The sequence below is a fragment of the Amycolatopsis azurea DSM 43854 genome (genome assembly GCF_001995215.1).
GTDB lineage: Bacteria > Actinomycetota > Actinomycetes > Mycobacteriales > Pseudonocardiaceae > Amycolatopsis > Amycolatopsis azurea.
On sequence record NZ_MUXN01000020.1, the window covers coordinates 173,061 to 194,829 of the forward strand.

Below are 21,769 nucleotides of genomic sequence, written 5' to 3' on the forward strand. Positions count from 1 at the left end.
TCAGCTGATGGGTGCGGAGAAGAAGGAACTGCCGCCGATCCCGGACCGGCTTCCGGTTTCGGTGGTGGACGCGCACACCCACCTCGACGCGTGCGGCGCGGTCACCGCGGCTGATGTGACAGCCATGGTCGATCGCGCCGAACGCGCCGGTGTTTCGCGGGTGATCACCGTCGCGGACGACCTCACGGCCGCTCGCTGGGCCGCGCAGGCGTCCACTTGGGACTCTCGGGTGTGGGCCGCCGTCGCGATCCATCCCACGCGTACCAAGGATTTCGGCGACGACGAGAAATCCGAAGTGGAGAGTCTCGCGAAGGAGCCCAGGGTCGTCGCGGTCGGCGAGACCGGTCTCGACTACTACTGGGATTACTCGCCCCACGATGCCCAGCAGGACGCCTTCCGGTGGCACATCGATCTCGCCAAACGGATCGGGAAGCCGTTGATGATCCATGATCGAGACGCCCACGACGACGTTTTGCGGATCCTCGAAGAAGAAGGCGCACCCGAACGGGTCGTCTTCCACTGTTTCTCCGGGGATGAGCTGATCGCCCGTCGCTGCATCGACGCGGGATACGTGCTTTCGTTCGCCGGGACGGTCAGTTTCCGTAACGCCCGCGGTCTCCACGAGGCGGCGCGGATCGTGCCGGCGGACCAGTACCTCGTCGAAACGGATGCGCCGTTCCTGACCCCTCATCCGTTCCGTGGGCGCCCCAACGAGCCCTACTGCGCCGCCTACACCGTTCGTCACCTCGCCTCGCTCAGGGGCGAGGCGGTGCACGAGGTGGCCGAAGCGGTGCGAGTGACCGCTGAGCGGGTCTTCCGTTTGCCGACAGTCACGGCCGGTTGAACGGACTGCGACATTAGTGATCACCAATGGTCCACTCTGATGAGTGACCAACGTCACGACACTCCGGGGGGTGTTTGCGCAACCCGGCGAGGTTCGTTACTGTCCCGTGATCGTGCCGGTCGGTACCCGCTCATGCGGTTTCCGGCTGTTACGCCCACAGTCACGTCAGTGCACGTCGGGGAAGCGGAACCGGGAGCGGTACGGCCTGGAACCGTGACGATGGCGCTGACTGCGGGTGTCGGACTTCTAGAGGTGTGCCGAAGTGCGCATCGAGACGAAGGACGTAGTGGAGCGGCAGTCGAGCTCTTCGACGTCTTGGGAAAGGGAACGACCCAGTGACTGGTAGCAGTAGGCAGGATGGCTCGCGCCTCGGCGCAGAGGCGAACACCTTCGCTTCCGCCGGTTCGGTTGCCGTGCTCGACCGCGACACTCAGTACGGCGAGCTGGACTACTCCGACGACCCGCGTATCACGCACCAGGACGTCCTCGCCGCGCTCGGCCCCGACGCCGACACCCTGATGGCCGAGATCGACGTCGACGTCGACGAGCTGATCCGCCTCATCAGCGCTGAGACCACCATGCTCCCGCCGATCGTCATTCCGGACGAGATGGCCGAGGACCGCACCGCGGGCGCGCCGATGAAGGTCGCGACCAAGGACGAGGTCATCTCCAGCGCGACCCGCGTCTGGAAGAAGCGTTTCCTCAAGGGAACCGTCATGGCGGTGCTGCTCACCCTCGGTGGTGGCGGCGCGGCGGCGATGGCGATGAACAAGAGCGTCACGCTCGACATCGACGGCAAGCAGCAGACCGTCCACAGCTTCGGCGACACGGTCGGCGAGGTCCTCGAAGACGCCGGTCTTTCGGTCGGCGCGCACGACTCGCTCTCGCCCTCGCCGCAGGCCGAGGTCGGCGACGGCGGCGTCATCAAGCTCGAGCGCGGCCGCAAGCTGAACCTGATCGTCGACGGCGCCCCGCAGCAGGAGTCCTGGGTCCGCGCGACCAACCTCGGCGAGGCCCTGAACCAGCTCGGTCGTTCCGATCTCGCGAAGTCCGGCACCTGGACCTCGATGCCGCAGAACGGCGAGCTTCCGCTCGAAGGCTCCACCGTCGAGGTCAAGACCCTCAAGAACGTCACCGTCTTCGACGGTGCGAACGAACCGCACAAGGTTCAGACCAACTCGGTCACCACCAAGGAATTCCTCGGTGAGTTCCGGATGACCCTCGGCCCGGACGACGAAGCCGTCGGCGGACTCGACGTCAAGCTGGTCGACGGCGCCGAGGTCCACATCAGCCGGACCGGCGTCACCATGGTCAAGCAGAACGAGGAGATCGCGCCTCCCGAGCAGAAGGTCGACGACCCGGAGCTCGAAAAGGGCAAGACCAAGGTCGAGGACCCGGGCACTCCGGGCCAGAAGACCGTGACCTACAAGGTCACCAAGCGCAACGGCAAAGAGGTCGGCCGCGAGAAGGTCTCGGAAGAGGTCATTACCGAGGCCAAGCCCAAGATCGTCAAGGTCGGTACGAAGAAGCCCGCCGACCCGGTCATCGGTGACGCCGGCGCCTGGGACCGCATCGCGCAGTGCGAGTCGACCGGCAACTGGGCCGCCAACACCGGCAACGGCTACTACGGTGGCTTGCAGTTCAACAAGAGCACCTGGGACGCCTACGGTGGCGACCAGTACGCCGCGTACCCGCACCAGGCCAGCAAGGCCCAGCAGATCGCTGTCGCCGAGAAGGTCCGCGACGCCCGCGGTGGTTACGGCGCTTGGCCGCACTGCGGCAAGAAGGCCTGACGCCGACTAAGCCTCCTTTCTCCTGAAGGTCATCGTGTGGGTTCGCCTGCAAGGGTGACCTTCAGGCCGTTAAGGGCTTCTGTGGCCGCGTAGCGTTCTCCGCTCTCGGTTTCGACAGCCGTGTCCACCAGCGTGTGGGCCGTATGCGGGCCACGTTCTGGGATCGCTCAGTCGCAGCGCTCCCTCGAACGCCACCGTTGCCGCGGTGCGGGCTTGGATAGCGCTTCGGCCGTGCCTGGGTGGCCTTGGGGCCTTGTTCGGGTTTCTTGCCCGGCTCCGCGGGCTGGGGCCGCTCGGTGCCCTGCTCTGAGGCTTGTCGCGGCAAAGGGACATCCGGGCCGACCTCAGCGAGATCGACGATCTCGGTGAAGGCGTCACCGCGTCTCTCCGCCGGTGTGCGGCCGTCGGCCTCCCCGTTCGGGGCCGGGTACGCCCGTGGCACCAGAAGCGCGTTCAGGCGGGCGCCTGTCTCCGGATCGAGGTTGCCACGCATGTCCCAACGACCGGTTCGCTTCTGGCGCAGCCAGAATTCGCTTCGCTCGCGTTTCGGGCTGGGGTCGTCGGTGGCGCTCCCATCCGGGTCGAGACGTGCGAGCAGGTCCGTTCCGGCCACCGTGATGTCGCGCGGTCTCGCGACGCTGGCGAGATCGACGAGGTCCTTCTCAGCCTCGTGCCGCGCGTTCGCGGTGACGTGATCGGGCAGCTTCTTCATGACGGTGACGATCCGGTCGATGCCGGCCTCGGCCAGTACGCCGGTAGCGGCTGTGACTCCGGTCAGAGGCGCGACGGGTTGAGTCGTAGTGCCGTCGCGCGCCCGTCTCGAGTTGAGCGCCAGTGCTCTGCTGGTCACCTTCTTCGCCTCCGCTCTGGGTACACGAGCCACATGCTCATAGAAGACGGCGATCGAGTTGTATCCGTAGAGCTCCCGGACACCACGTGACTCGATCTCGGCCAGGATCTGGCCGACTTCGGCGGCGATGCGCCGCCCTTCGCGTAGCCGTGTCTGCAATTCGTCGAGAAGCAGATCGGCGTCACCTTCCGGCAGGTTGAGCGGGAAGGTCTTGGGGGTGTTTGTGCTGGTCATCCTTCGATTGTCGGGCCAGATTCGAACGAGTGCACGGTATCGATCGGGTGAATGATCATTACGCTCCGGCGGCTCGAATCTGCGCCCATCACCCTTGAGTGGGACGCGAGCAGGTGGGAACCGACGGAAGGATGATGGGGGCGAGTCGCGGCCGCCAGCCGTGGCTCAAGGGGGCTGGCTACGATCGTCGGGTGACTGAACTGCTCGGGCCTGCGGAGATCAGGGCGCTGGCGGCCGAGCTGGACGTGCGTCCGACCAAAAAGCTCGGCCAGAATTTCGTGCACGATCCCAACACGGTGCGCCGCATCGTCGACCTCTCGGGGATCGGCGAGGGCGACGTCGTGCTGGAAGTCGGGCCGGGCCTCGGCTCGTTGACCCTCGGGCTGCTCGCGACCGGAGCCGAGGTCGTCGCGGTCGAAATCGATCCCGTGCTGGCCGGGCGGCTACCGGACACCGTGGCCGAACGGGGCGGAGCCGAAAGGCTGAAGGTCGTCGGGGCGGACGCTCTGCGGATCACGGCGGACGATCTGCCCGCGCGGCCGACCGCGCTCGTCGCGAATCTGCCCTACAACGTCGCCGTTCCCGTCGTGCTTCACCTGCTCGCCGAATTGCCGTCGCTGACCAGCGGTCTCGTAATGGTCCAGACCGAGGTCGCGGACCGGATGGCGGCCGGTCCGGGGAGCCGGACTTACGGCGTGCCCAGCGTCAAGCTCGCGTGGTACGGCAAGGCGCGAAAAGTCGCGGCGGTGCCCCGCGCGGTCTTCTGGCCTGTTCCGAACGTGGACTCCGCGCTGGTCGCTTTCGAAAGGGGCGACGTGGTGTCGTCCGTGGAGCGGGAGCGGTTGTTCGCGGTTGTCGACGCCGCCTTCTCGCAGCGTCGGAAGACCTTGCGTGCGGCGTTGGCGTCATGGGCGGGTTCCGCCGAACGCGCGGGGGAGTTGCTCGAGAAGGCGGGTATCGACCCCAAGACCCGTGGAGAGCAGCTGGATGTTCATCAGTTCGCCCGGATCGCCGCCGCGGCGGGCTGACCACCTGTCGCAGGTGTGACCGGCACCGCGCTGAGGCGGTCCAGGCGTATGTCAGCACGACTGCGTAATCCTCTTCTGGATCTGCATGATCCACACCTGTCTTCGCAGGCAGTGGCTCGCCATAACGCAAAAGCATCCATCGCTGTCTCAAAATATGGGCAGCCGATCCTGTATGCTGGACGCGACCAGACGTGTGATCTGCGCCTACGCGCTTGCTTTCATCCAGTGGGATCGGTTTTACTCAGTGAGCCATCCCGAGCGACTGAGAGACCTGGCTCGCCGAAGTCGCAGCAACCACCCTCCACAGGGCAGGTGCTACCGCCAGGACCGATGGAGGCTGTGCCTAATGAACAGGGTCACCCACCCGCTCCTGCTGACCAGGCGACGTGTCGTCGATGAAGGTCGCCGCACGGTAAGTGCGTGTCGACGCTCCACCGTTACTGCCTGAGTCTTTTTCCCTTACCTCTGAATCCCGTCCGTTCGGACGGTCACTCGGTGACGGTTGGCGCGCTCGAAAGAAGCAGCGCCCCATTTGCATGGAGCCTTTCGTGATCACTGTCGAAAACCTGTCCAAGTCCTTTCCCCTCAACGGAAATCCCGTCGTCGCCCTGCGCGATGTGAGCGTGGACATCCAGGCCGGCTCGCTGTTCGGAGTCGTCGGTCCGGCTGGCTCCGGCAAGTCGACGCTCGCTCGTTGCATCGGGCTTCAGGAGCGCCCCGACCGGGGTGTCGTCCGCCTCGACGGCCTCAACACCGGGACCCTCGACGGACGCCGTCTGCGCGAGATCCGCCGCCAGGTCGGTGTCGTGAGCACCAAGCCGGAGTTGCTCGCCGAGCGCACCATCGCCGGCAACATCGCGTCGCCGCTCGAGCAGCTCGGCCTCGACGGGCCGCAGCGCCGCAACCGGGTCGGCAACCTGCTCGATCTGGTCGGGCTCACCCCGCGAGCAGGCCAGCGGCCGGGTGAACTGTCCGAGGGACAGCTGCGCCGAGTCGCCATCGCCAAGGCCTTGGCCGCCGGACCGTCCGTGCTCTTGGCCGACGACCCGACCTCGGGTGTGCAGCCCGAGGAGTCCGGCGCGGTCCTGACCGTGCTCGACCGGGCGCGGGCCGAGCTCGGGGTCACCGTGCTGCTCACCACTCCCGACGCCGGTGTCGTCCGTCGTGTCTGCGACGACGTCGCAGTCCTCGAAGCCGGGGCGATCGTCGAACGCGGATCGGTGCTCGACTTGATCTCCGACCCGAACAGTCGGACCGCGCAGTCGCTGCTGCCCTCGATCGAGACCGGCCGGGCGCAGGCTTCGAAGTACGACCGCGCGGTGGATGTCGTGCTGGTCGGTTTCGCTTCGGTCGGCGCGCTGCTGCCCGAGGCAGCCGGCCGCTTCGACGTCGAACTCGCCACCATCGGGGGCGGCCTGACCCGGATCGGCGACACGCCGGTCGGCCGGTTCCGCCTCGGTGTGCGCGGCGAGCGCGCGGACGCCGCCCTCGCTTGGATCGCCGAACGCGGCGGCCACGTGACCCACCCGGTCCGCGGACCGCAGGGCGTCGCTGCCTGATTTCTCCATGAACGGGCCGCCCAGGACTGAAACCGTCCGGGGCGGCCCGTTCATGTCTGACTCGTCCTGTTCTCTTTTCTCCTGGTGACGGCACAAGTGGAGCGGCCACGTAGGCTTGAGTCGTGCTCGCCGTCGTACCGCCTCCAGTAACCGTCAGGGTTCCCGCCAAGGTCAACCTGCACCTGTCGGTCGGTGACGTACGCCCAGACGGCTACCACGAGCTGGTGACCGTGTTCCAGGCGCTTTCCCTGACCGACGAGGTGACCGTCGCGGTCACCGAAGACCCCGGTGTCGAGGTCTATGGCGAGGGGGAAGGTTCCGTACCGACGGGGGCCAACAATCTCGCCTGGAAGGCGGCACAGGCTCTGGCGGCTCACGTCGGCAAGGCGGACGGTGAGTCCAAGGTCCGGGTGGTGCTTCGCAAAGGCATCCCGGTAGCGGGCGGGATGGCCGGTGGCAGCGCGGACGCGGCCGCGACACTGGTGGGGCTCGCGTCGCTTTGGAAGCTCGACATCTCCCGGGACGAACTGGCGGGTATCGCCGCGAAGCTCGGTAGTGACGTTCCTTTCGCGCTCTACGGCGGGACGGCGTTGGGTACCGGCCGGGGCGAACAGCTGGTGCCAGTGCTGTCCAGGCATACGTTCCATTGGGTCCTGGCCTTCGACCAGCGTGGTCTTTCGACGCCGCGGGTGTTCGGGGAACTGGACAGATTGCGTGAAGAGGGCAACCCGCCGCGGATCGGTTCGCACACTCCGGTGGTCGAGGCGCTCGCGTCCGGTGACCCGCGGCAGCTGGCATTGCTTCTCGGCAACGACTTGCAGGCGGCCGCTGTTTCGCTCCGTCCGGGACTGCGACGCACGCTGCGAGCGGGAGTCAACGCGGGAGCGCTCGCCGGCACCGTGTCCGGGTCAGGACCGACCTGCGCCTTCCTGTGCGCGGACGCCCAGACGGCCGTCGAGGTCGCCGCGGAATTGTCCGGGGCGGGGGTCTGTCGCACGGTTCGCGTCGCGCACGGGCCTGTTCCCGGGGCCAGGCTGGTGGGCGGGGACGACGCGCCGCGGCCGGCGCCGCCCAGGGTTCACGCGTGAGGGTGTCCGGAATGGACATCGACTAATTCGTTGTGGTGCAAGCTTTTTGGGAAAGGATCGGCTAAGGCATGGCCAACTTGGTCAACCTGGAGTCGGTGAGCAAGTCCTTCGGGGTGCGCCCGCTGCTCGACGGTGTTTCGCTCGGTGTCGCGGAGGGGCAGCGCATCGGCGTCGTCGGTCTCAACGGTGGCGGGAAGACGACTCTGCTGGAGGTCCTCGCGGGGATCAGCGAGCCGGACACGGGCCGGGTGAGCCAAGTCCGCGGCTTGCGGATGGCCGTGGTCACCCAGCGGACCGAGCTCCCGGAAGGCAGCACGGTCGGCGACGTCGTGCTGGAGCGCTACGGTGCGGAGCACGAGTGGGCCGCTGACGCGCGTGTCCGGTCCATTATGGATGGTCTGGGGGTCACCGCTCTCGGCCTCGAAAAGGCGACGGCGAACCTGTCCGGTGGCGAACGTCGCAGGGTGGCGCTGGCGGCCGCCCTCACCGGCGAACTGGACCTCGTGGTCCTCGACGAGCCGACCAACCACCTCGACGTCGAAGGTGTGCGCTGGCTCGCGGATCATCTGCTCAACCGCAAGATCGCGGTCGTGGTGGTCACCCACGACCGGTGGTTCCTCGACACGGTCGCGAGCGTGACCTGGGAAGTCACCAACGGTCGAGTCGAGCAATACGAAGGTGGCTACGCCGACTGGATCTTCGCGCGGGCCGAGCGGGCGAGGCTGGCGGCGACGGCCGAAGAGAAGCGACAGAACCTGGCACGCAAGGAACTGGCATGGCTGCGTCGCGGACCGCAGGCCAGGACCTCGAAGCCGCGCTACCGCGTCGAGGCGGCGGAGGCCTTGATCTCCGACGTGCCGGAGCCGCGTGATTCGGTCGAACTACAGGCCTTCGCCCGCCGGCGGCTGGGCAAGACCGTGCTGGAGGTCGAAGACGCCACGTTGACCGTCGGCGACCGCACCCTGCTCGACCACGTCACGTGGCGGATCGGGCCCGGCGACCGGATCGGCCTGGTCGGCGTCAACGGATCGGGCAAGACGACGCTGCTCAAACTGCTCGGGGGTGACAAGGAGCCTGAGACGGGGCGGCGCATCCAGGGCAAGACGGTCAGCCTCGCACACCTGCGGCAGGAGCTCGATGATCTGCCGGGTGACCTGCGCGTGCTGCAGGCGATCGAAGAGGTCTCAGGACGGGTCGTGTTCGGCAAGCAAGAGCTTTCCGCTTCACAGCTGGCCGAGAAGCTGGGGTTCCCGCAGGCGAGGCAGTGGACGCCCGTCGAAGACCTTTCCGGCGGTGAACGGCGCCGTCTGCAGCTGTGCCGGCTCCTGATGGCCGAGCCCAACGTGCTGCTGCTCGACGAACCGACGAACGATCTCGACATCGACACCTTGCAGCAGCTGGAAGATCTGCTGGATTCGTGGCCGGGCAGTCTTGTCGTCGTTTCGCACGACCGGTACCTGGTGGAACGCGTCTGCGACACCATCGTCGCCTTGTTCGGGGACGGGCAGGTGACCCATCTGCCGGGCGGTATCGAGGAGTACCTGGATCGGCGCGCCAAGAGCCTCGAGAAGGCCGGCGGTGAGCGGAAGCCAGGCAACGGGCAGGCCTCCGCGCCCAAGAAGAGCGCCGCTGAACAGCGGGCTGCGCAGAAGGAACTGTCCCGTCTCGAACGCAAGCTCGACCAGCTGCACGCGAAAGAGGAGAAGCTGCACGCTGCGCTGCTCGCCGCGGCGACCGATCCGACGAAGCTCATCGAGCTCAACACCGAGCTGAAGGCCGTCGAAACGGAGAAGGAGGAGGTCGAGGCCCAATGGCTCGAGACCTCCGAAGCGATCGAATGAGTTCACTCGACGGCGAGCGGATCTTTCAGCGCGGACAGTAATGTGACGCGCATGAGTCGGTTCGTGGACACGCTCGTCGCCACCGCGGCGGGGCGAGGTCAGCAGCGGGGAATGGTTACCGGGGAGCCCAAGGAGCCGGTTCGGCGTACCTGGGCCGAGATCCACGAGCAGGCCAAGCGGGTCGCCGGAGGCCTGGTGACGGCCGGGCTCGAGCCCGGCAAGGCCGTCGCGGTCCTGGCGGCGGCGCCGTCGCTGATCGCGCCGACGGTGCAGGCGGTGTGGCTCGCCGGTGGCAGCGTGACGATGCTGCACCAGCCGACCCAGCGCACCGACCTCGCCGAATGGGCCGAGGACACCGTTCGCGTGCTGCGGATGATCGGTTCCGGTCTGGTTCTGCTCGGTGAGCCGTTCGACCAGCTGGGGCCGGTGCTCACCGAGCACGGCATCGCCTTCCAGGTGATCACCGAACTGCTCGAGGCCGAGCCGCTGGCGGAGCCCGTGACGACGGCCGAGTCCGACACCGCGCTCCTACAGCTGACCAGTGGGTCGACGGCCGACCCGAAAGCCGTACGGATCACTTACGGAAACCTGTACTCGAACGTCAAGGCGATGGTCGAACGCGCCGAGTTCGATTTCGACGTCGACGTGATGGTTTCGTGGCTGCCCACCTTCCACGACATGGGGATGGTCGGCTTCCTGACGGTCCCGATGACGTTCGGCGTCGAACTCGTCAAGATCACGCCGCTCGAGTTCCTGTCGGGGCCGTTGATCTGGCCGCAGCTGATCAGCAAGTACAACGGCACGACCACGGCCGCGCCGAACTTCGCGTACGCGATCGTGGGCAGGCGGATGGCCCGTGTCGAGGACGACGACGCGTACGACCTCTCGAAGCTGCGGATCGCGCTGAACGGCGCCGAGCCGATCGACGAGACGGCCGTCCAGACGTTCGTCGAGGCCGGGGCAAGGTTCAAGATGCCCGCGGAATGTGTCTTCCCGGCTTACGGCATGGCGGAGGCGACTCTCGCGGTTTCGTTCGCGCCGCTCTTCACCGGACTGACGCTGGACGTCGTCGAAGCCGACGCGCTTGAGGCGGACAACCGCGCGGTGCCGGTCCCCGAGGGCGACCCGCGGCATGGAACCGACGAAGTCCGATCCTTCGCGGTGCTCGGGCCGCCGCTCGACGGGCTCGAGGCCGAGATCATCGACGACAAGGGCACGGTGCTCGGAGAACGTCAGGTCGGAGAGATCCGGCTGCGCGGCGAGGCCGTGACGCCGGGGTACCTGACCATGGAAGGTCCGCTCGCGACCCAGGACGAGAACGGCTGGCTGCTCACCGGAGACCTCGGTTACCTGGTCGACGGCATGATCGTGATCTGTGGCCGCCGCAAGGACGTCATCATCATGGGCGGCCGGAACCTGTACCCGACCGATATCGAACGGGCGGCCACCTCGGTCGAGGGCGTCCGGGCCGGAAACGCCGTGGCCGTGCGGATCGACGCCGGCAGTCGCCGGGAGCGGTTCGCCGTCGTGGTCGAATCGAAACTCGCCGGGGACCCGGAGACGGAGAAGGCGCTGGCGAAGGAGGTCGCGGCCAAGGTCCGCGGCGCGGTCGACATGCGGCCTTACGCGGTGGTGGTGCTTCCGGCGGGAAGCCTGCCCAAGACGCCTTCGGGCAAGGTGAAGCGGGCCGCGACCGCCACCCAGTTCGCGGACAAGATCGCCAAGAACGCGGCGACCAGCTGACACGAAAGAGCCGGGTCCGCGGATGTCGCGGACCCGGCTCTTTGCGCGGCACCTCCCGGGGGTCAGCGGCGTCGCCAGAGCGGCTTACGGGTATGGGTGTGTTCCAAGGCGGGCGCTATGTAGTAGTCGGCGGACCGCGAGAGCCCGGCCAGCGTGCCCTCCACGTCCCGGAGGAACGCGTCGACGGCTGTCGGGTCGTAGCCTCTCTTCGAGAGCGGCGCTTTGGCGAACGCCACGTTGTGGACGTCCGAAACGGACAGGTCGTCGTCGCCGTCGAGCGTCGCCGCGACCCGCTCGAGGAACGCGTCGACCGCGGGTTCGTGATAGCCCCGCGCACCGATCGGCGCACGGTCGAACTGCCTGGTTCTCGCCTCGAACGCGGTGACGGGCACTAGCGCTCCCGCAGGAACTCGGCGGGACCGCGGTCCGGGACGGAGCGTTCGGCGGTCGCCTGGCCCTCTTTGCGTGCGCCGGGCACGCTGAGCACCTGCTGTCCGGTCCGGTGGGCGAGCTGCTCTTCGATCTTGTCGAGGAACTCGTCGACTTCGCGTTCGTCGTAGCCGCGCTTCCCGATCAGCGGACGCGAGAACATGACGTGGTGGACCTCGGCGGCCGTCAGGTCGTCCCGGTCCGAGATCGTGTCCGCGATCCGTTCCAGGAACGCGTCGACCTCGTGCTTGGCGTATCCGCGGCGCCCGATCGGGGCGTTCGGGAAAGTGGCGCCGGTGATGTCTTCGGCCGTAAACGACATGAAACTCTCTCCGGTTTCGGTGGGGAATGCGATCTCCGCATTCCGTCCTAACGGGTTTGAGAGTTCCCCGGAAGAGCTCGAGCTATTCCACGACTCGATCAGGGGCGTGGTGAAACGCCTTCGAGTGACGAGGTGTAACGCACCGCCATGTGAGCGGGTTCACCCAGCGTGGAAGGTGTTCTGAGCTGCGACGAGGCCAGTGCTGATCAGCGCTTCAACCGCGTCGGCGCAGCGATCGATCTCGAAAGCGAGTTCCTTGCGTTCGACCGTCGAGAAGTCTTTCAGCACGAAATCCGCCGGATCCTGCCGCCCGGGCGGGCGGCCGACGCCGAAACGGACGCGGTAGTAGTCCTTCGTGCCGAGTGATTTGGTGATCGAGCGGAGGCCGTTGTGACCGTTGTCGCCGCCGCCCAGTTTCATCTTGAGCGCCCCGAAGTCGACGTCCAGCTCGTCGTGGACGACCACGACACCGGCCGGGGGGATCTTGAAGAATCGGGCCGCACCCACGACAGGGCCGCCTGAGAGGTTCATGTACGAGCGTGGTTTGACCAGGACCACCCGCTGCCCCGAGAGCCTGCCTTCGAGGACTTCGGCGCCGCTCTTGTGGGCTTTGAACTTGCCGCCGACACGGCCGGCCAGTTCGTCGAGCACCATGAAGCCGACGTTGTGCCGGTTGCCGGCGTATTGGGGACCGGGATTGCCGAGGCCGGCGAGCAGGATCTGCTCGCCGGCCCCGGGAAGTACTGCGTCAGTCACACGAGTGACTTTATTCGGCGTCCTCGGCGGGGGCCTCGGCCGCCTCGCCCTCGTCGCCCTCGAGCGAGGACTCGGACGGCGCCTCGTTCACGGCGACGACCAGGGCTTCGGGGTCGGTGACCAGCGAAGCGCCCTTCGGCAGGACGACGTCCGAGGCGTTGATCTGGGTGCCGGCGGCGACGCCCTCGACCGAGACCTCGACCTGCTCGGGGATGTGCAGCGCCTCGACCTCGATCTGGATGGCGTCGAGGTCGGTGGTGACCAGGGTGCCGGGGCCGGGGGTGCCGGTGACGACGACGGGGATGTCGACGGTGACCTTCTCGCCGCGGATGACGACCAGCAGGTCGACGTGCTCGATGTAGTTCTTCAGCGGGTGGACGACGATGGTCTTCGTCAGTGCCAGCTCGCTCTTGCCCTCGAGCTCGAGGGTGATAACGGCGTTGCTGCCGTTCTCACGCACGACGCGGGCGAACTCCAGGGCGGGCAGGGCATAGTGACGCGGCTCCGAACCGTGCCCGTACAGCACCGCGGGGATCTTGCCGGCACGACGCGTGCGACGCGCGGCACCCTTGCCGAATTCGGTGCGGGGCTCGACGGACAGGGTTACCTCGGACACGGTGTAGCACTCCTTCAATTCACCAACATGTTCAGCGAAAGCATGCTGAGGTGGGGATGGTTCGGGGCGGTTCTGGTGTTCGGCGGCGAATTCCACAGGCGTGCTCGATCGCGTGTGGCCACTCAAGCCGCCGCGTCGATCACGTCGGGCACCAGGTGCTCACGGAACCCGCCTCGCCGAGACCGGGAAAGTGTAGACCAACCGGTCGGGCAAGGGTCCCGCCGGGTGGCTCGTTCAGGTGACAAGTCGGTGACAGCTGCTTCGGGAACCCGCGGATGCGGTGGTGCGTGACCCCTTTTCTAAGGTGTGATCTCCTCGCACGTGAGACGAAGGGGGCGGCATGCCGGCACGACGGTTGGGGATCGGTGTGATCGCCGTCTTGTGTTGCCTCGTGGCCGGTTGCGACGTCGAGGTCGATGGGGCGGCGGGGATTTCGCCCGCTGAGCAGCAGCGGGTGGATCGGCGCGATGAGCAGCGCGGCGCTGTCGAGAGCGCGCTGAAAGAGCTGGAACAGGCACCTGCGGTTGTCTACAAGTCGACAATCAAGGATGCCTCCGGCAATCCCGCCGAATTGCAGTTCCGGATCACCCGTAACGGCAGCGCGCAGGGTGCCTTGCCGGTCGACGGCCAGACCATCCAGGTCGTTTCGGCCGACAAGCAGCTGTACCTTTCGGCGACGCCGGAGTACTGGAAGGCGCACGGGCTCGGCAACAGCGAGCAGTACGGCACCAACTGGGTCCGCACCGACAGCTCGGACCTGCCGGTGAACGCCGTCGAGGTGCTCAACCCGCGCAAGGCCGCGTCGACCCTCCGGACCGCGGTGGCCGCGATGAACCGGCTGACGGATCCGGTCCGGTCGAAGCTGCCCGACGGGACCGAGGTGTACGACGTCGGGAGCGGGCTCGGGACGCTGAGGGTGACCACCTCCGCACCGCACCGTGTCGTCAGTTTCGCGCCTTCCCTCGTCGACGCGGCGGGCGGCAAGACGCTCGGCGCCGAACTGCGGGTCGAGCCTCTCGCCGGGGACGCGATCAAGAAACTCCAGACCGATCTGGACGGCGCGATCGGCGGGGTCGGGCAGCCGTTCGACGCGCTCACCCAGGTCAGTGTCAGCGTGGTCGGCGACAAACTGGACTGCACGGACTTCGTCGGAACCTGCCGGGCGACCATCGACGTCGCCAACACCGTCATCGGCGGAGCGAACGGGACACCCGTGCGCCTGACGCTGACCGTCGACTTCTCCGCCCAGTCGCTCGGAGCGCAGAGCTGCACGGCGGACGCCAACGCGGCGCCGGACACCACGACCAGCATGTCCTGTGAGGTCAAGTTCAAACTGCCGAATCGGAACGCCAGCTACCAGGTGCAGGCGAAGCCGGTGGCCCGTGGCGAGGTCCGGGTCCCGGTCGACGTGAACGGCCTTCGCGAAAAGCTCAAGTCCGAGTTCGCCACGCTGGGCGGCTGACCTGCACGCTCACCCACGGGTGCGTTACATACGTTGAAGTAGTCGATCTTGCGTTCTTAGCATCGGTGTCGTCACCGACGAAAAGGGAGAACGCGATGGCGAAGTTGGTTGTGTTCGGAGGAACCGGATACGCGGGCGGGAAGATCACCGGGGAAGCGCGTGGACGCGGTCATGAGGTCCTGGTGGTGTCGAGGAACGCCGAAGGCGAGGGGACCAAGGCGGGGTCGCTCTACGACGAGGCCTTCCTCGCCGAGGTCGCCAAGGGCGCCGACGTCCTGGTGATCGCGGTTCACGGGCAGAGCGGCTTGCTCGACGCGGTGCCGTCGATCGCCCGGGTCGCGAAGGACAACGGCGCGCGGATCGGCGTGGTCGGCGGCGCCGGCAGCCTGCGCGTGGCCGAGGACGGGCCGCGGCTGATCGACACCCCCGAGTTCCCGGACGAGTACAAGGGCGAAGCGGGGGCGCACGCCGAGGTGCTGGAAGCGTTCCGGAAGCTTCCCGAGGACGTCGACTGGTTCTACCTCAGCCCTGCCGCCGAGTTCGGCGCATGGGCCGAGGGTGAGCGGACCGGTGACTTCCGGCTCGGCGGCGACGTGCTCCTGACCGACGAGAACGGCGGGTCGAAGATCAGCGGCGCCGACTACGCGATCGCGTTCGTCGACGAGATCGACAAGCCGCAGCGCCGCCGTCAGCGTTTCTGCGTCGCCTACTGACCGGACAGTTCCTTCACGATCGGTGCGAACGTTTCCAGCATCGGCTGGAACACCGTGACGTAGGAGAAGCCGTATCGTTCGCGGCGCTCCTGGAGTTGCCGGACGATCTCGTCGACGGTCCCGAAAAGCAACTGTGGCGTTTCGAGCAGCTTGTCCACGTCGAGGCCGTCCGGGTCTTCCGCACGCCAGGACTCGGCGGCCGCGCGCCGGTCGTCGGTGACGACGACCCGCTGGACGAGCAGGTTCAGTTCGGGGTCGCGGCCGTTCGCGTGTGAGCGGAAGAAGGCGACGCGTTCGTCCATGCGCTCGGCGTCGTCGAGCTGGAAAGTGCCCGGCGGTTTCCCCGGCGCCTGGCGAAGACCCGAGAAGCCGGTGATGTCGGCTTTCCTGGCGGCGAGGGAGAGCACGCCGTCGCTGTTGCCCGCGAGGAGCAATGGCGGAGGCGTGACCCCTTCTTCAGTGAAGTGTTCGCGCAGGTGGTCAAGGCTCTCGGCGAGGTACTCGATGCGTTCCTTGGCCGGGATCCACGGCAGGCCGGCGCCGTCGAATTCCGATTTCATGTGGCCGGAGCCGAGCCCGAGGTCCAGCCGGTCGCCCGTCATCTTCACCGTCGTGGCGACTTCGCGGGCGAAGAGCGCGAAGTTGTAGAAAGGCACGTTGGAGACGAGAGTGCCGACGCGTGGCCGCCGGGTCACGGCCGCGGCCATGGTCAGTGCCGGAAAGGGCGCGTTCCGTCCCGGTCCGAGATGGTCGGGCACGGAGATGACGTCGTAGCCGAGGGCCTCGACGCGGAGGCACTTCGCGACCCAGTCTTCGCGGCTCTCGGCGCCCCACAGGTTCACACCGAACTTGAATTTCCCCATGGACGGAACCTAGCCACGCCGGGTGGCCGGGCGCGCGTCGTTTCGCGAGGAGCCGAAAACAGAGCAAGGGACCTTTGCTGTCACTCTCCGAAAGAGAGCGAGAGCAAAGGTCCCTTGCTTCGCTGGGATCAGGCGTTGCCGTCGAAGAGGGACGTGACCGACCCGTCCTCGAAGACCTGCTGGATGGCCTGCGCCAGCAGCGGCGCGATGGACAGCACGGTCAGCCCCGGGAACCGCTTCTCCTCGGGGATCGGCAGCGTGTTGGTGACGATCACCTCGCGCGCCTTGCAGTTCGACAGCCGCTCGGTGGCGGGGTCGGACAGGATGCCGTGCGTCGAGGCGATGACGACGTCGGACGCGCCTTCGTCGAGCAGGGCCTCGGTGGCCTTCACGATCGTGCCGCCGGTGTCGATCATGTCGTCGATCAGCACGCACAGCTGACCGCGGACCTTGCCGACGACGCGGTTCGCGACGGCCTGGTTCGGCTTGTCCGGGTCGCGGGTCTTGTGGATGAAGGCGATCGGCCGGTCACCCAGCTGCGCCGCCCACTTCTCGGCCAGCCGCACGCGGCCCGAGTCCGGCGAGACGACGGTGATGTTCTCGTCCTGGTAGGTCTTGTTGATGTGCGCGGCCAGCACGTTCTGCGCGAGCAGGTGGTCGACGGGACCGTCGAAGAAGCCCTGGATCTGCGCGGTGTGCAGGTCGACCGTCATGATCCGGTCGGCGCCCGCGGTCTTGAACAGGTCCGCGATCAGGCGCGCGGAGATCGGCTCGCGGCCCTTGTGCTTCTTGTCCTGCCGCGCGTACGGGTAGAACGGCATGATCACGGTGATCCGCTTGGCGCTCGCGCGCTTGAGCGCGTCCACCATGATCAGCTGCTCCATCACCCACTCGTTGATGGGCGCCGGGTGGCTCTGGATCACGAACGCGTCGGTCCCGCGCACCGATTCGTTGAACCGGACGAAGATCTCCCCGTTGGCGAAGTTGTGCGCGGTCTGCGGGACGACCGACACGTTGAGGTGCTTGGCCACCTCCTCCGCGAGTTCCGGGTGGGCGCGCCCGGAGAAGAGCATCAGGTTCTTCTTCGGTGTTCCGGACTTCGAGCTCATGCTGGCGACTCCCCGTCGTTTCCCTTGGCTGAATCGGACACGGCGGTGGTGTCCTGCTTCGCGGCGGAAGCTGCTTCCGCCGCGGGGGTGCCCGGCCTGCGCCGGGTCACCCAGTCTTCGATGTTGCGCTGCGGCCCGGTGGACACGGCGAGCGCGCCCGGGGGCACGTCTTGCCTGATCACGGTGCCCGCCCCACTGTAGGCGCCGTCGCCGATGTTCACCGGGGCGACGAACGTGTTGTCCGCGCCGAGCCGCACATGGGAGCCGATGGTGGTGTGGTGCTTGTTCACACCGTCGTAGTTGACGAAGACGCTGGAGCACCCGATGTTGCTGTTCTCGCCGATGGTCGCGTCGCCGACGTAGGTCAGGTGCGGAACCTTAGTTCCGGCGCCGATGTCCGCGTTCTTCGTCTCGACGAAAGCGCCGAGCTTGCCCTTGGTCCCCAGCTTGGTGCCGGGACGCAGGTAGGTGAACGGGCCGACCTTCACGCCGTCGCCCAGTTCCGAATCGGAACCGTGCGTCCGCACCACCGACGCGCCCGCGCCGACGGAGACGTTCTCCAAAGTGCTGTCGGGGCCGATCTGCGCGCCCTCGCCGACCGACGTCGAACCCTTCAGCTGCACGCCGGGCTCGAGGACGACGTCGCGCGACAAGGTCACGCCCGCGTCGATCCAGGTGCTGGCCGGGTCGACGACGGTGACGCCCGATCGCTGCCAGCCGCGGACGATCCGCCGGTTCAGTTCCGCGCCGAGGACGGAGAGCTGAACACGGTCGTTGACGCCTTCGGTCACCCACGGGTCGTCGATGACCAGCGCGCCGACACCCTTGCCGTCGCCGCGGGCGATGCCGAGGACGTCGGTGAGGTAGAGCTCGCCTTGCGCGTTGTCGGTCGAAAGTTTCGAAAGCCCGTCGAGCAGCACGGAGGCGTCGAACGCGTAAACGCCGGAGTTGATTTCGGCGATTTCGTGCTGTTCGGGGGTGGCGTCCTTCTGCTCGACGATCGAGGTGACGACGCCGCTTTCGTCGCGGATGATCCGGCCGTAGCCGGTCGGGTTCTCGACGACGGCGGTCAGCACGGTGACCGCGTTGCCGGTCGAGGTGTGCTCGGCGACCAGGGAAGCGAGCGTTTCGGTGTCGAGCAGCGGGACGTCGCCGTAGCTGACGACGACGGTGCCGGTCAGCCCGTCGGGCAGCGCCGAGAGCGCGCACGAGACGGCGTGCCCGGTGCCCTTCTGTTCCTCCTGGACGGCCGTGACGACCTCGCGCCCGAGCGCCTCCCCGACCTTCGCCAGCTTCGCGCCGACCGACTCGCGGCCGTGGCCGATCACCACGACCAGGTGTTCCGGGCTCAGCCCCGCGGCGGCCCGGACCGCGTGCTCGACCAGAGGACGGCCGGCGATCGGGTGCAGCACCTTCGGGGTGGACGAGCGCATGCGGGTGCCCTCACCCGCGGCGAGGATCAACGTGCTCAGCGGGCCGGTCACGGCACTCCCAACATTTCACCAACGGTGGTTGTCGGGCATTGATCCTACGTGGGCTGCTCGGCGTCCCACGCGGGGTCGGTCGGAGCATCCTCACCGGGCCATCCGGTCACCGGATCGATGGCCATCGAGTTCACCGACGAAACCTGGTTCCCGCCGCCGCGTTTCGCCTGGTACATGGCCGCATCGGCGCGTGCCAGGACCTGTTCGGCGCGCTCCTGCGGGCGGAGCGAGACGAGGCCGACGGAGAGGGTGACGCCGTGCGAAAGGTGGTGCGGCAGAGATGCGACGGCATTCACAGAACGACCCAGCGCCTGCTTCGCCGCCGAAGCTGGAGCCCCAGGTAGAAGCACGATGAACTCGTCCCCGCCGTATCGCGCGACGACGTCGTCGCCGCGCAGGGCGTCGCGCAGCGTGCTCGCGATGACACGGAGCACGTTGTCACCTTCGGCGTGCGACTGCTTGTCGTTGACGTCCTTGAAACCGTCGAGGTCGACCAGCGCGACCGCGAGCGGCTGGGCGTCCGCGGACGACGCCAGCGAACGGAGCTTTTCGTCGAGCGCGCGCCGGTTCGGCAGCCCGGTGAGCGGGTCCTGCAGGGCCTGCTGGGTGATCGCGCCGTGCTCGGCGGACAGGCGTTCGTGCTCCCGGCGCGCGTTGAGCGTGGCGATCTGCGATTCCCGCAGCGACCACATCTCCGTCTCCAGGATGGTCGCGTAGTCGATCAGCGACTGGCTCGCCCCGGACGCGTAGTCCGGGGTGGTGTCGAGCCTGGCCAGTTCACGGGCGAGGTTCAGCCGCATCGACGGCAGCGAGCCGTCCTCGTTGTCTTCGCGGACCTCTTTGAGCACCTGCAGCGCGTCCTCGCGGCGGCCATCGTTGTCCAGGCAGCGGGCCAGCGCGATGGCGATGATCTCGCGTTCGTGCGGGAACACCAGTTCCGGGTTCAGCAGCGAGTTCAGCCGGTCGATATGCGACGAATCGGGCGACGCCAGCGCGGCGGCCGCGGCGAGCACGCCGACCTGGTCGATCGCGGGAAGGTTGGCCTTGCGCGGGAACAGCGACTCGGTGAACGGGCCTTCGGCGGCCTGCGCCATCGAAGCCGCGGTGCGGAACTTGTCCGCTCCCTCGTCGTACCGCTCGATGCGTTCGAGCCGCAGGCCCCAGCCCAGCAGCATCTTGACCCGGTTGATCAGCTGGAGCGCGATCTCGTGCGGGCTCGCGCTGTCGCGGATCGCCTGTGCGGCGCGGGCGATGGCCTCCTCGGCCGCCTCGTAGACGCCCAGCTGGTTCAGTACCAGCCAGCAGTCGACCAGGGTCGTGGACAGCATCCGGTCCCAGTTGCGCCTGCCGACCTGCCGGTCCGGGACGGCGGAGTCGTCGAGGATGGCCAGTGCCCTGGCGATTTCGGTGAGGGCGGCGTCCTCCTGCTTGGCGATCACCAGGCGACGGCCGCGCATGGCGTGCGCGTCGGCCCGCATCAGCGCGAGACCGTGCCGCCTGGTGTGCGCGAGCATCTCGTCGAGCCTGGGTTCGGCTTCGGCGGCGAGGCCGCGGGTGACCAGCCTGGCCATCGCGGAGTACCGCAGCAGCTGGGCGACCAGCAGGGGTTCGCCGCGGCGCTGCGTTTCGTCGAGGAGCTCGTCGAGGCTGGTGACGATGTCCAGCTGCTCGGCGAAGCTGACGCGCTGTATGGCCGCCCCGAGTTCGCGCGCGCGACCGTAGAGCCAGGCGTCGGACATCTCCGCAAGCGCCGGCCGCCTGCCACTGTTCGTCGCGTCCTCGGTCAGCCGCACACACCCCCACCGTTGAAAACGCCGCTGGTCATCTGTTCGTCTGCTCCGCCGCCAGGATTCGAACCTGAACTGTCAGAACCAAAATCTGAAGTGCTGCCGATTACACTACGGCGGATCGATCCTGGTCAGGATAGCCATGCCGGGGACCTCCCCGTGCGCCCGGGGGTTGCCTCGCCATCGCGGGCACTCCACAGGGGACGAAACCTCCTGTACCGTAACTTACGGCATCGTAGGTAAGGTCACCCTTAGGGAAACCCTCAAGGGTCGCGCGTAGAAAAGAAGTGACTGCATGACGGCTACCCTGGACCAGTCCCAGAAGCCCGCGAAGGGCCCTAAGCCGGTTACCGACGGGCAGCGGTCGAGCGCCGTGCAGCTGTCGGTCTACCTCGGGGTCATCTTCCCGCTCGCCGCGCTGCTCGCGGCCGTCCCGTTCGCCTGGGGCTGGGGTCTGACCTGGGTCGACGTCGGCATCTTCGTGGTCTTCTACGCGATCAGCGGACTCGGCATCACCGTCTCCTACCACCGCTACTTCACGCACGGCTCGTTCAAGGCCAAGCCGTGGCTGCGCGTCGTTATGGCGATCGCCGGCAGCATGGCCGTGCAGGGGCCGGTGATCACCTGGGTCGCCGACCACCGGCGCCACCACGCCTTCTCCGACCGCGACGGCGATCCGCATTCGCCGTGGCTGTTCGGGACCACGCCGCTCGCCATCGCCAAGGGTTTCTGGCACGCGCACATGGGCTGGCTGTTCGACCGCGACCAGAGCAACGCCGAACGGTTCGCGCCGGACCTGCTCAAGGACCGCGCCATCAAGAAGGTCGACGACCTGTTCTGGCTGTGGAGCCTGCTCACCCTGGTGCTGCCCGCGATCCTCGGCGGACTGATCACCTGGTCGTTCTGGGGCGCGGTCACCGCGTTCTTCTGGGCCGGGCTGGTGCGCGTCTGCGTGCTGCACCACGTGACCTGGTCGGTCAACTCGGTCTGCCACATGATCGGCGAGCGCCCGTTCGCCGCCCGCGACAAGTCGGCCAACTTCTGGCCGCTGGCGATCTTCTCCTTCGGCGAGTCGTGGCACAACCTGCACCACGCCGACCCGACCTCGGCACGGCACGGTGTGCAGCGCGGCCAGATCGACATTTCCGCCCGGCTCATTTGGATCTTCGAGAAGTTCGGCTGGGCCTATGACGTGCGCTGGCCGACCCCGCAGCGCCTCGCGCGGATCGCCACCGAAAGCAAATAGCG

Annotated in this window: 19 protein-coding genes, 1 tRNA gene and 1 riboswitch; of the genes, 10 read left to right on the forward strand and 10 right to left on the reverse strand. The window is 67.5% G+C overall.

Annotation, left to right across the window (positions count from 1 at the left end):
- Positions 1 to 7 precede the first annotated feature (7 nt).
- Complete coding sequence (locus tag B0293_RS26025) at positions 8 to 844, forward strand: TatD family hydrolase (protein ID WP_005155668.1); 837 nt, start codon at positions 8 to 10, stop codon at positions 842 to 844.
- 413 nt (positions 845 to 1,257) lie between these two features.
- On the forward strand, positions 1,258 to 2,637 hold the full coding sequence (locus tag B0293_RS26030; RefSeq protein ID WP_005155669.1) for a resuscitation-promoting factor: 1,380 nt from the start codon (positions 1,258 to 1,260) through the stop codon (positions 2,635 to 2,637).
- Positions 2,638 to 2,698: 61 nt separating this feature from the next.
- On the opposite strand, the gene B0293_RS26035 is transcribed toward B0293_RS26030, so the two are convergent.
- On the reverse strand, positions 2,699 to 3,721 hold the full coding sequence (locus B0293_RS26035) for a DUF222 domain-containing protein (protein ID WP_005155671.1): 1,023 nt from the start codon (positions 3,719 to 3,721) through the stop codon (positions 2,699 to 2,701).
- A gap of 191 nt (positions 3,722 to 3,912) precedes the next feature.
- Here B0293_RS26035 and rsmA point away from each other — a divergent pair, with 191 nt between their 5' ends.
- The 5 genes from rsmA to B0293_RS26060 all read left to right on the forward strand — a co-directional run bounded on the left by rsmA (position 3,913) and on the right by B0293_RS26060 (position 10,980).
- Entirely contained in the window at positions 3,913 to 4,749 is an 837-nt protein-coding gene (gene rsmA, locus B0293_RS26040) for a 16S rRNA (adenine(1518)-N(6)/adenine(1519)-N(6))-dimethyltransferase RsmA (RefSeq protein WP_005155673.1), read from the forward strand.
- Between the two features lie 246 nt (positions 4,750 to 4,995).
- A riboswitch (SAM riboswitch) is annotated at positions 4,996 to 5,086 on the forward strand.
- Positions 5,087 to 5,297: 211 nt separating this feature from the next.
- Positions 5,298 to 6,308: a methionine ABC transporter ATP-binding protein gene (locus B0293_RS26045; protein ID WP_005155675.1), complete on the forward strand. Its 1,011-nt coding sequence runs from the start codon at positions 5,298 to 5,300 to the stop codon at positions 6,306 to 6,308.
- Positions 6,309 to 6,430: 122 nt separating this feature from the next.
- Positions 6,431 to 7,396, forward strand: coding sequence for a 4-(cytidine 5'-diphospho)-2-C-methyl-D-erythritol kinase (locus tag B0293_RS26050; protein ID WP_005155678.1), 966 nt, complete (start codon positions 6,431 to 6,433; stop codon positions 7,394 to 7,396).
- A 68-nt stretch (positions 7,397 to 7,464) separates the two neighbouring features.
- On the forward strand, positions 7,465 to 9,237 hold the full coding sequence (locus B0293_RS26055) for an ABC-F family ATP-binding cassette domain-containing protein (protein ID WP_005155679.1): 1,773 nt from the start codon (positions 7,465 to 7,467) through the stop codon (positions 9,235 to 9,237).
- Positions 9,238 to 9,288: 51 nt separating this feature from the next.
- Complete coding sequence (locus B0293_RS26060; protein ID WP_039917307.1) at positions 9,289 to 10,980, forward strand: fatty acyl-AMP ligase; 1,692 nt, start codon at positions 9,289 to 9,291, stop codon at positions 10,978 to 10,980.
- Between the two features lie 62 nt (positions 10,981 to 11,042).
- Here B0293_RS26060 and B0293_RS26065 read toward each other — a convergent pair whose 3' ends face one another.
- From B0293_RS26065 to B0293_RS26080, 4 genes are all read right to left on the reverse strand, one after another.
- Positions 11,043 to 11,372 (reverse strand): DivIVA domain-containing protein, encoded by a 330-nt coding sequence (locus B0293_RS26065; protein WP_005155683.1) that lies wholly within the window; start codon positions 11,370 to 11,372, stop codon positions 11,043 to 11,045.
- Positions 11,372 to 11,731 (reverse strand): DivIVA domain-containing protein, encoded by a 360-nt coding sequence (locus B0293_RS26070; RefSeq protein WP_005155692.1) that lies wholly within the window; start codon positions 11,729 to 11,731, stop codon positions 11,372 to 11,374. The genes B0293_RS26065 and B0293_RS26070 overlap by 1 nt, the downstream gene beginning before the upstream one ends.
- 159 nt (positions 11,732 to 11,890) lie before the next feature.
- A complete protein-coding gene (gene pth, locus B0293_RS26075) occupies positions 11,891 to 12,487 on the reverse strand; it encodes an aminoacyl-tRNA hydrolase (protein WP_005155698.1) in 597 nt (198 codons plus the stop codon).
- A gap of 10 nt (positions 12,488 to 12,497) precedes the next feature.
- Positions 12,498 to 13,103: a 50S ribosomal protein L25/general stress protein Ctc gene (locus B0293_RS26080; RefSeq protein ID WP_039917310.1), complete on the reverse strand. Its 606-nt coding sequence runs from the start codon at positions 13,101 to 13,103 to the stop codon at positions 12,498 to 12,500.
- Positions 13,104 to 13,443: 340 nt separating this feature from the next.
- On the opposite strand from B0293_RS26080, the gene B0293_RS26085 reads away from it, so the two are divergent.
- Positions 13,444 to 14,565, forward strand: coding sequence for a hypothetical protein (locus tag B0293_RS26085; RefSeq protein ID WP_039917312.1), 1,122 nt, complete (start codon positions 13,444 to 13,446; stop codon positions 14,563 to 14,565).
- Positions 14,566 to 14,660: 95 nt separating this feature from the next.
- Positions 14,661 to 15,278, forward strand: a complete 618-nt coding sequence (locus B0293_RS26090) for an NAD(P)-dependent oxidoreductase (protein ID WP_005155713.1) — start codon at positions 14,661 to 14,663, stop codon at positions 15,276 to 15,278.
- On the opposite strand, the gene B0293_RS26095 is transcribed toward B0293_RS26090, so the two are convergent.
- The 5 genes from B0293_RS26095 to B0293_RS26115 all read right to left on the reverse strand — a co-directional run bounded on the left by B0293_RS26095 (position 15,272) and on the right by B0293_RS26115 (position 20,642).
- A complete protein-coding gene (locus B0293_RS26095; protein ID WP_005155715.1) occupies positions 15,272 to 16,141 on the reverse strand; it encodes a TIGR03621 family F420-dependent LLM class oxidoreductase in 870 nt (289 codons plus the stop codon). The genes B0293_RS26090 and B0293_RS26095 overlap by 7 nt on opposite strands.
- Positions 16,142 to 16,269: 128 nt before the next feature.
- Positions 16,270 to 17,250 (reverse strand): ribose-phosphate diphosphokinase, encoded by a 981-nt coding sequence (locus B0293_RS26100; protein WP_005155717.1) that lies wholly within the window; start codon positions 17,248 to 17,250, stop codon positions 16,270 to 16,272.
- Complete coding sequence (gene glmU / locus B0293_RS26105) at positions 17,247 to 18,734, reverse strand: bifunctional UDP-N-acetylglucosamine diphosphorylase/glucosamine-1-phosphate N-acetyltransferase GlmU (RefSeq protein WP_005155719.1); 1,488 nt, start codon at positions 18,732 to 18,734, stop codon at positions 17,247 to 17,249. Before glmU ends, B0293_RS26100 begins: the two co-directional genes overlap by 4 nt.
- A 44-nt stretch (positions 18,735 to 18,778) precedes the next feature.
- On the reverse strand, positions 18,779 to 20,527 hold the full coding sequence (locus tag B0293_RS26110; RefSeq protein WP_005155721.1) for a GGDEF domain-containing protein: 1,749 nt from the start codon (positions 20,525 to 20,527) through the stop codon (positions 18,779 to 18,781).
- Between the two features lie 43 nt (positions 20,528 to 20,570).
- Positions 20,571 to 20,642, reverse strand: a tRNA-Gln gene (locus B0293_RS26115).
- A gap of 174 nt (positions 20,643 to 20,816) precedes the next feature.
- Here B0293_RS26115 and B0293_RS26120 point away from each other — a divergent pair.
- Positions 20,817 to 21,767 (forward strand): acyl-CoA desaturase, encoded by a 951-nt coding sequence (locus tag B0293_RS26120; protein ID WP_039917316.1) that lies wholly within the window; start codon positions 20,817 to 20,819, stop codon positions 21,765 to 21,767.
- Positions 21,768 to 21,769 lie beyond the last annotated feature (2 nt).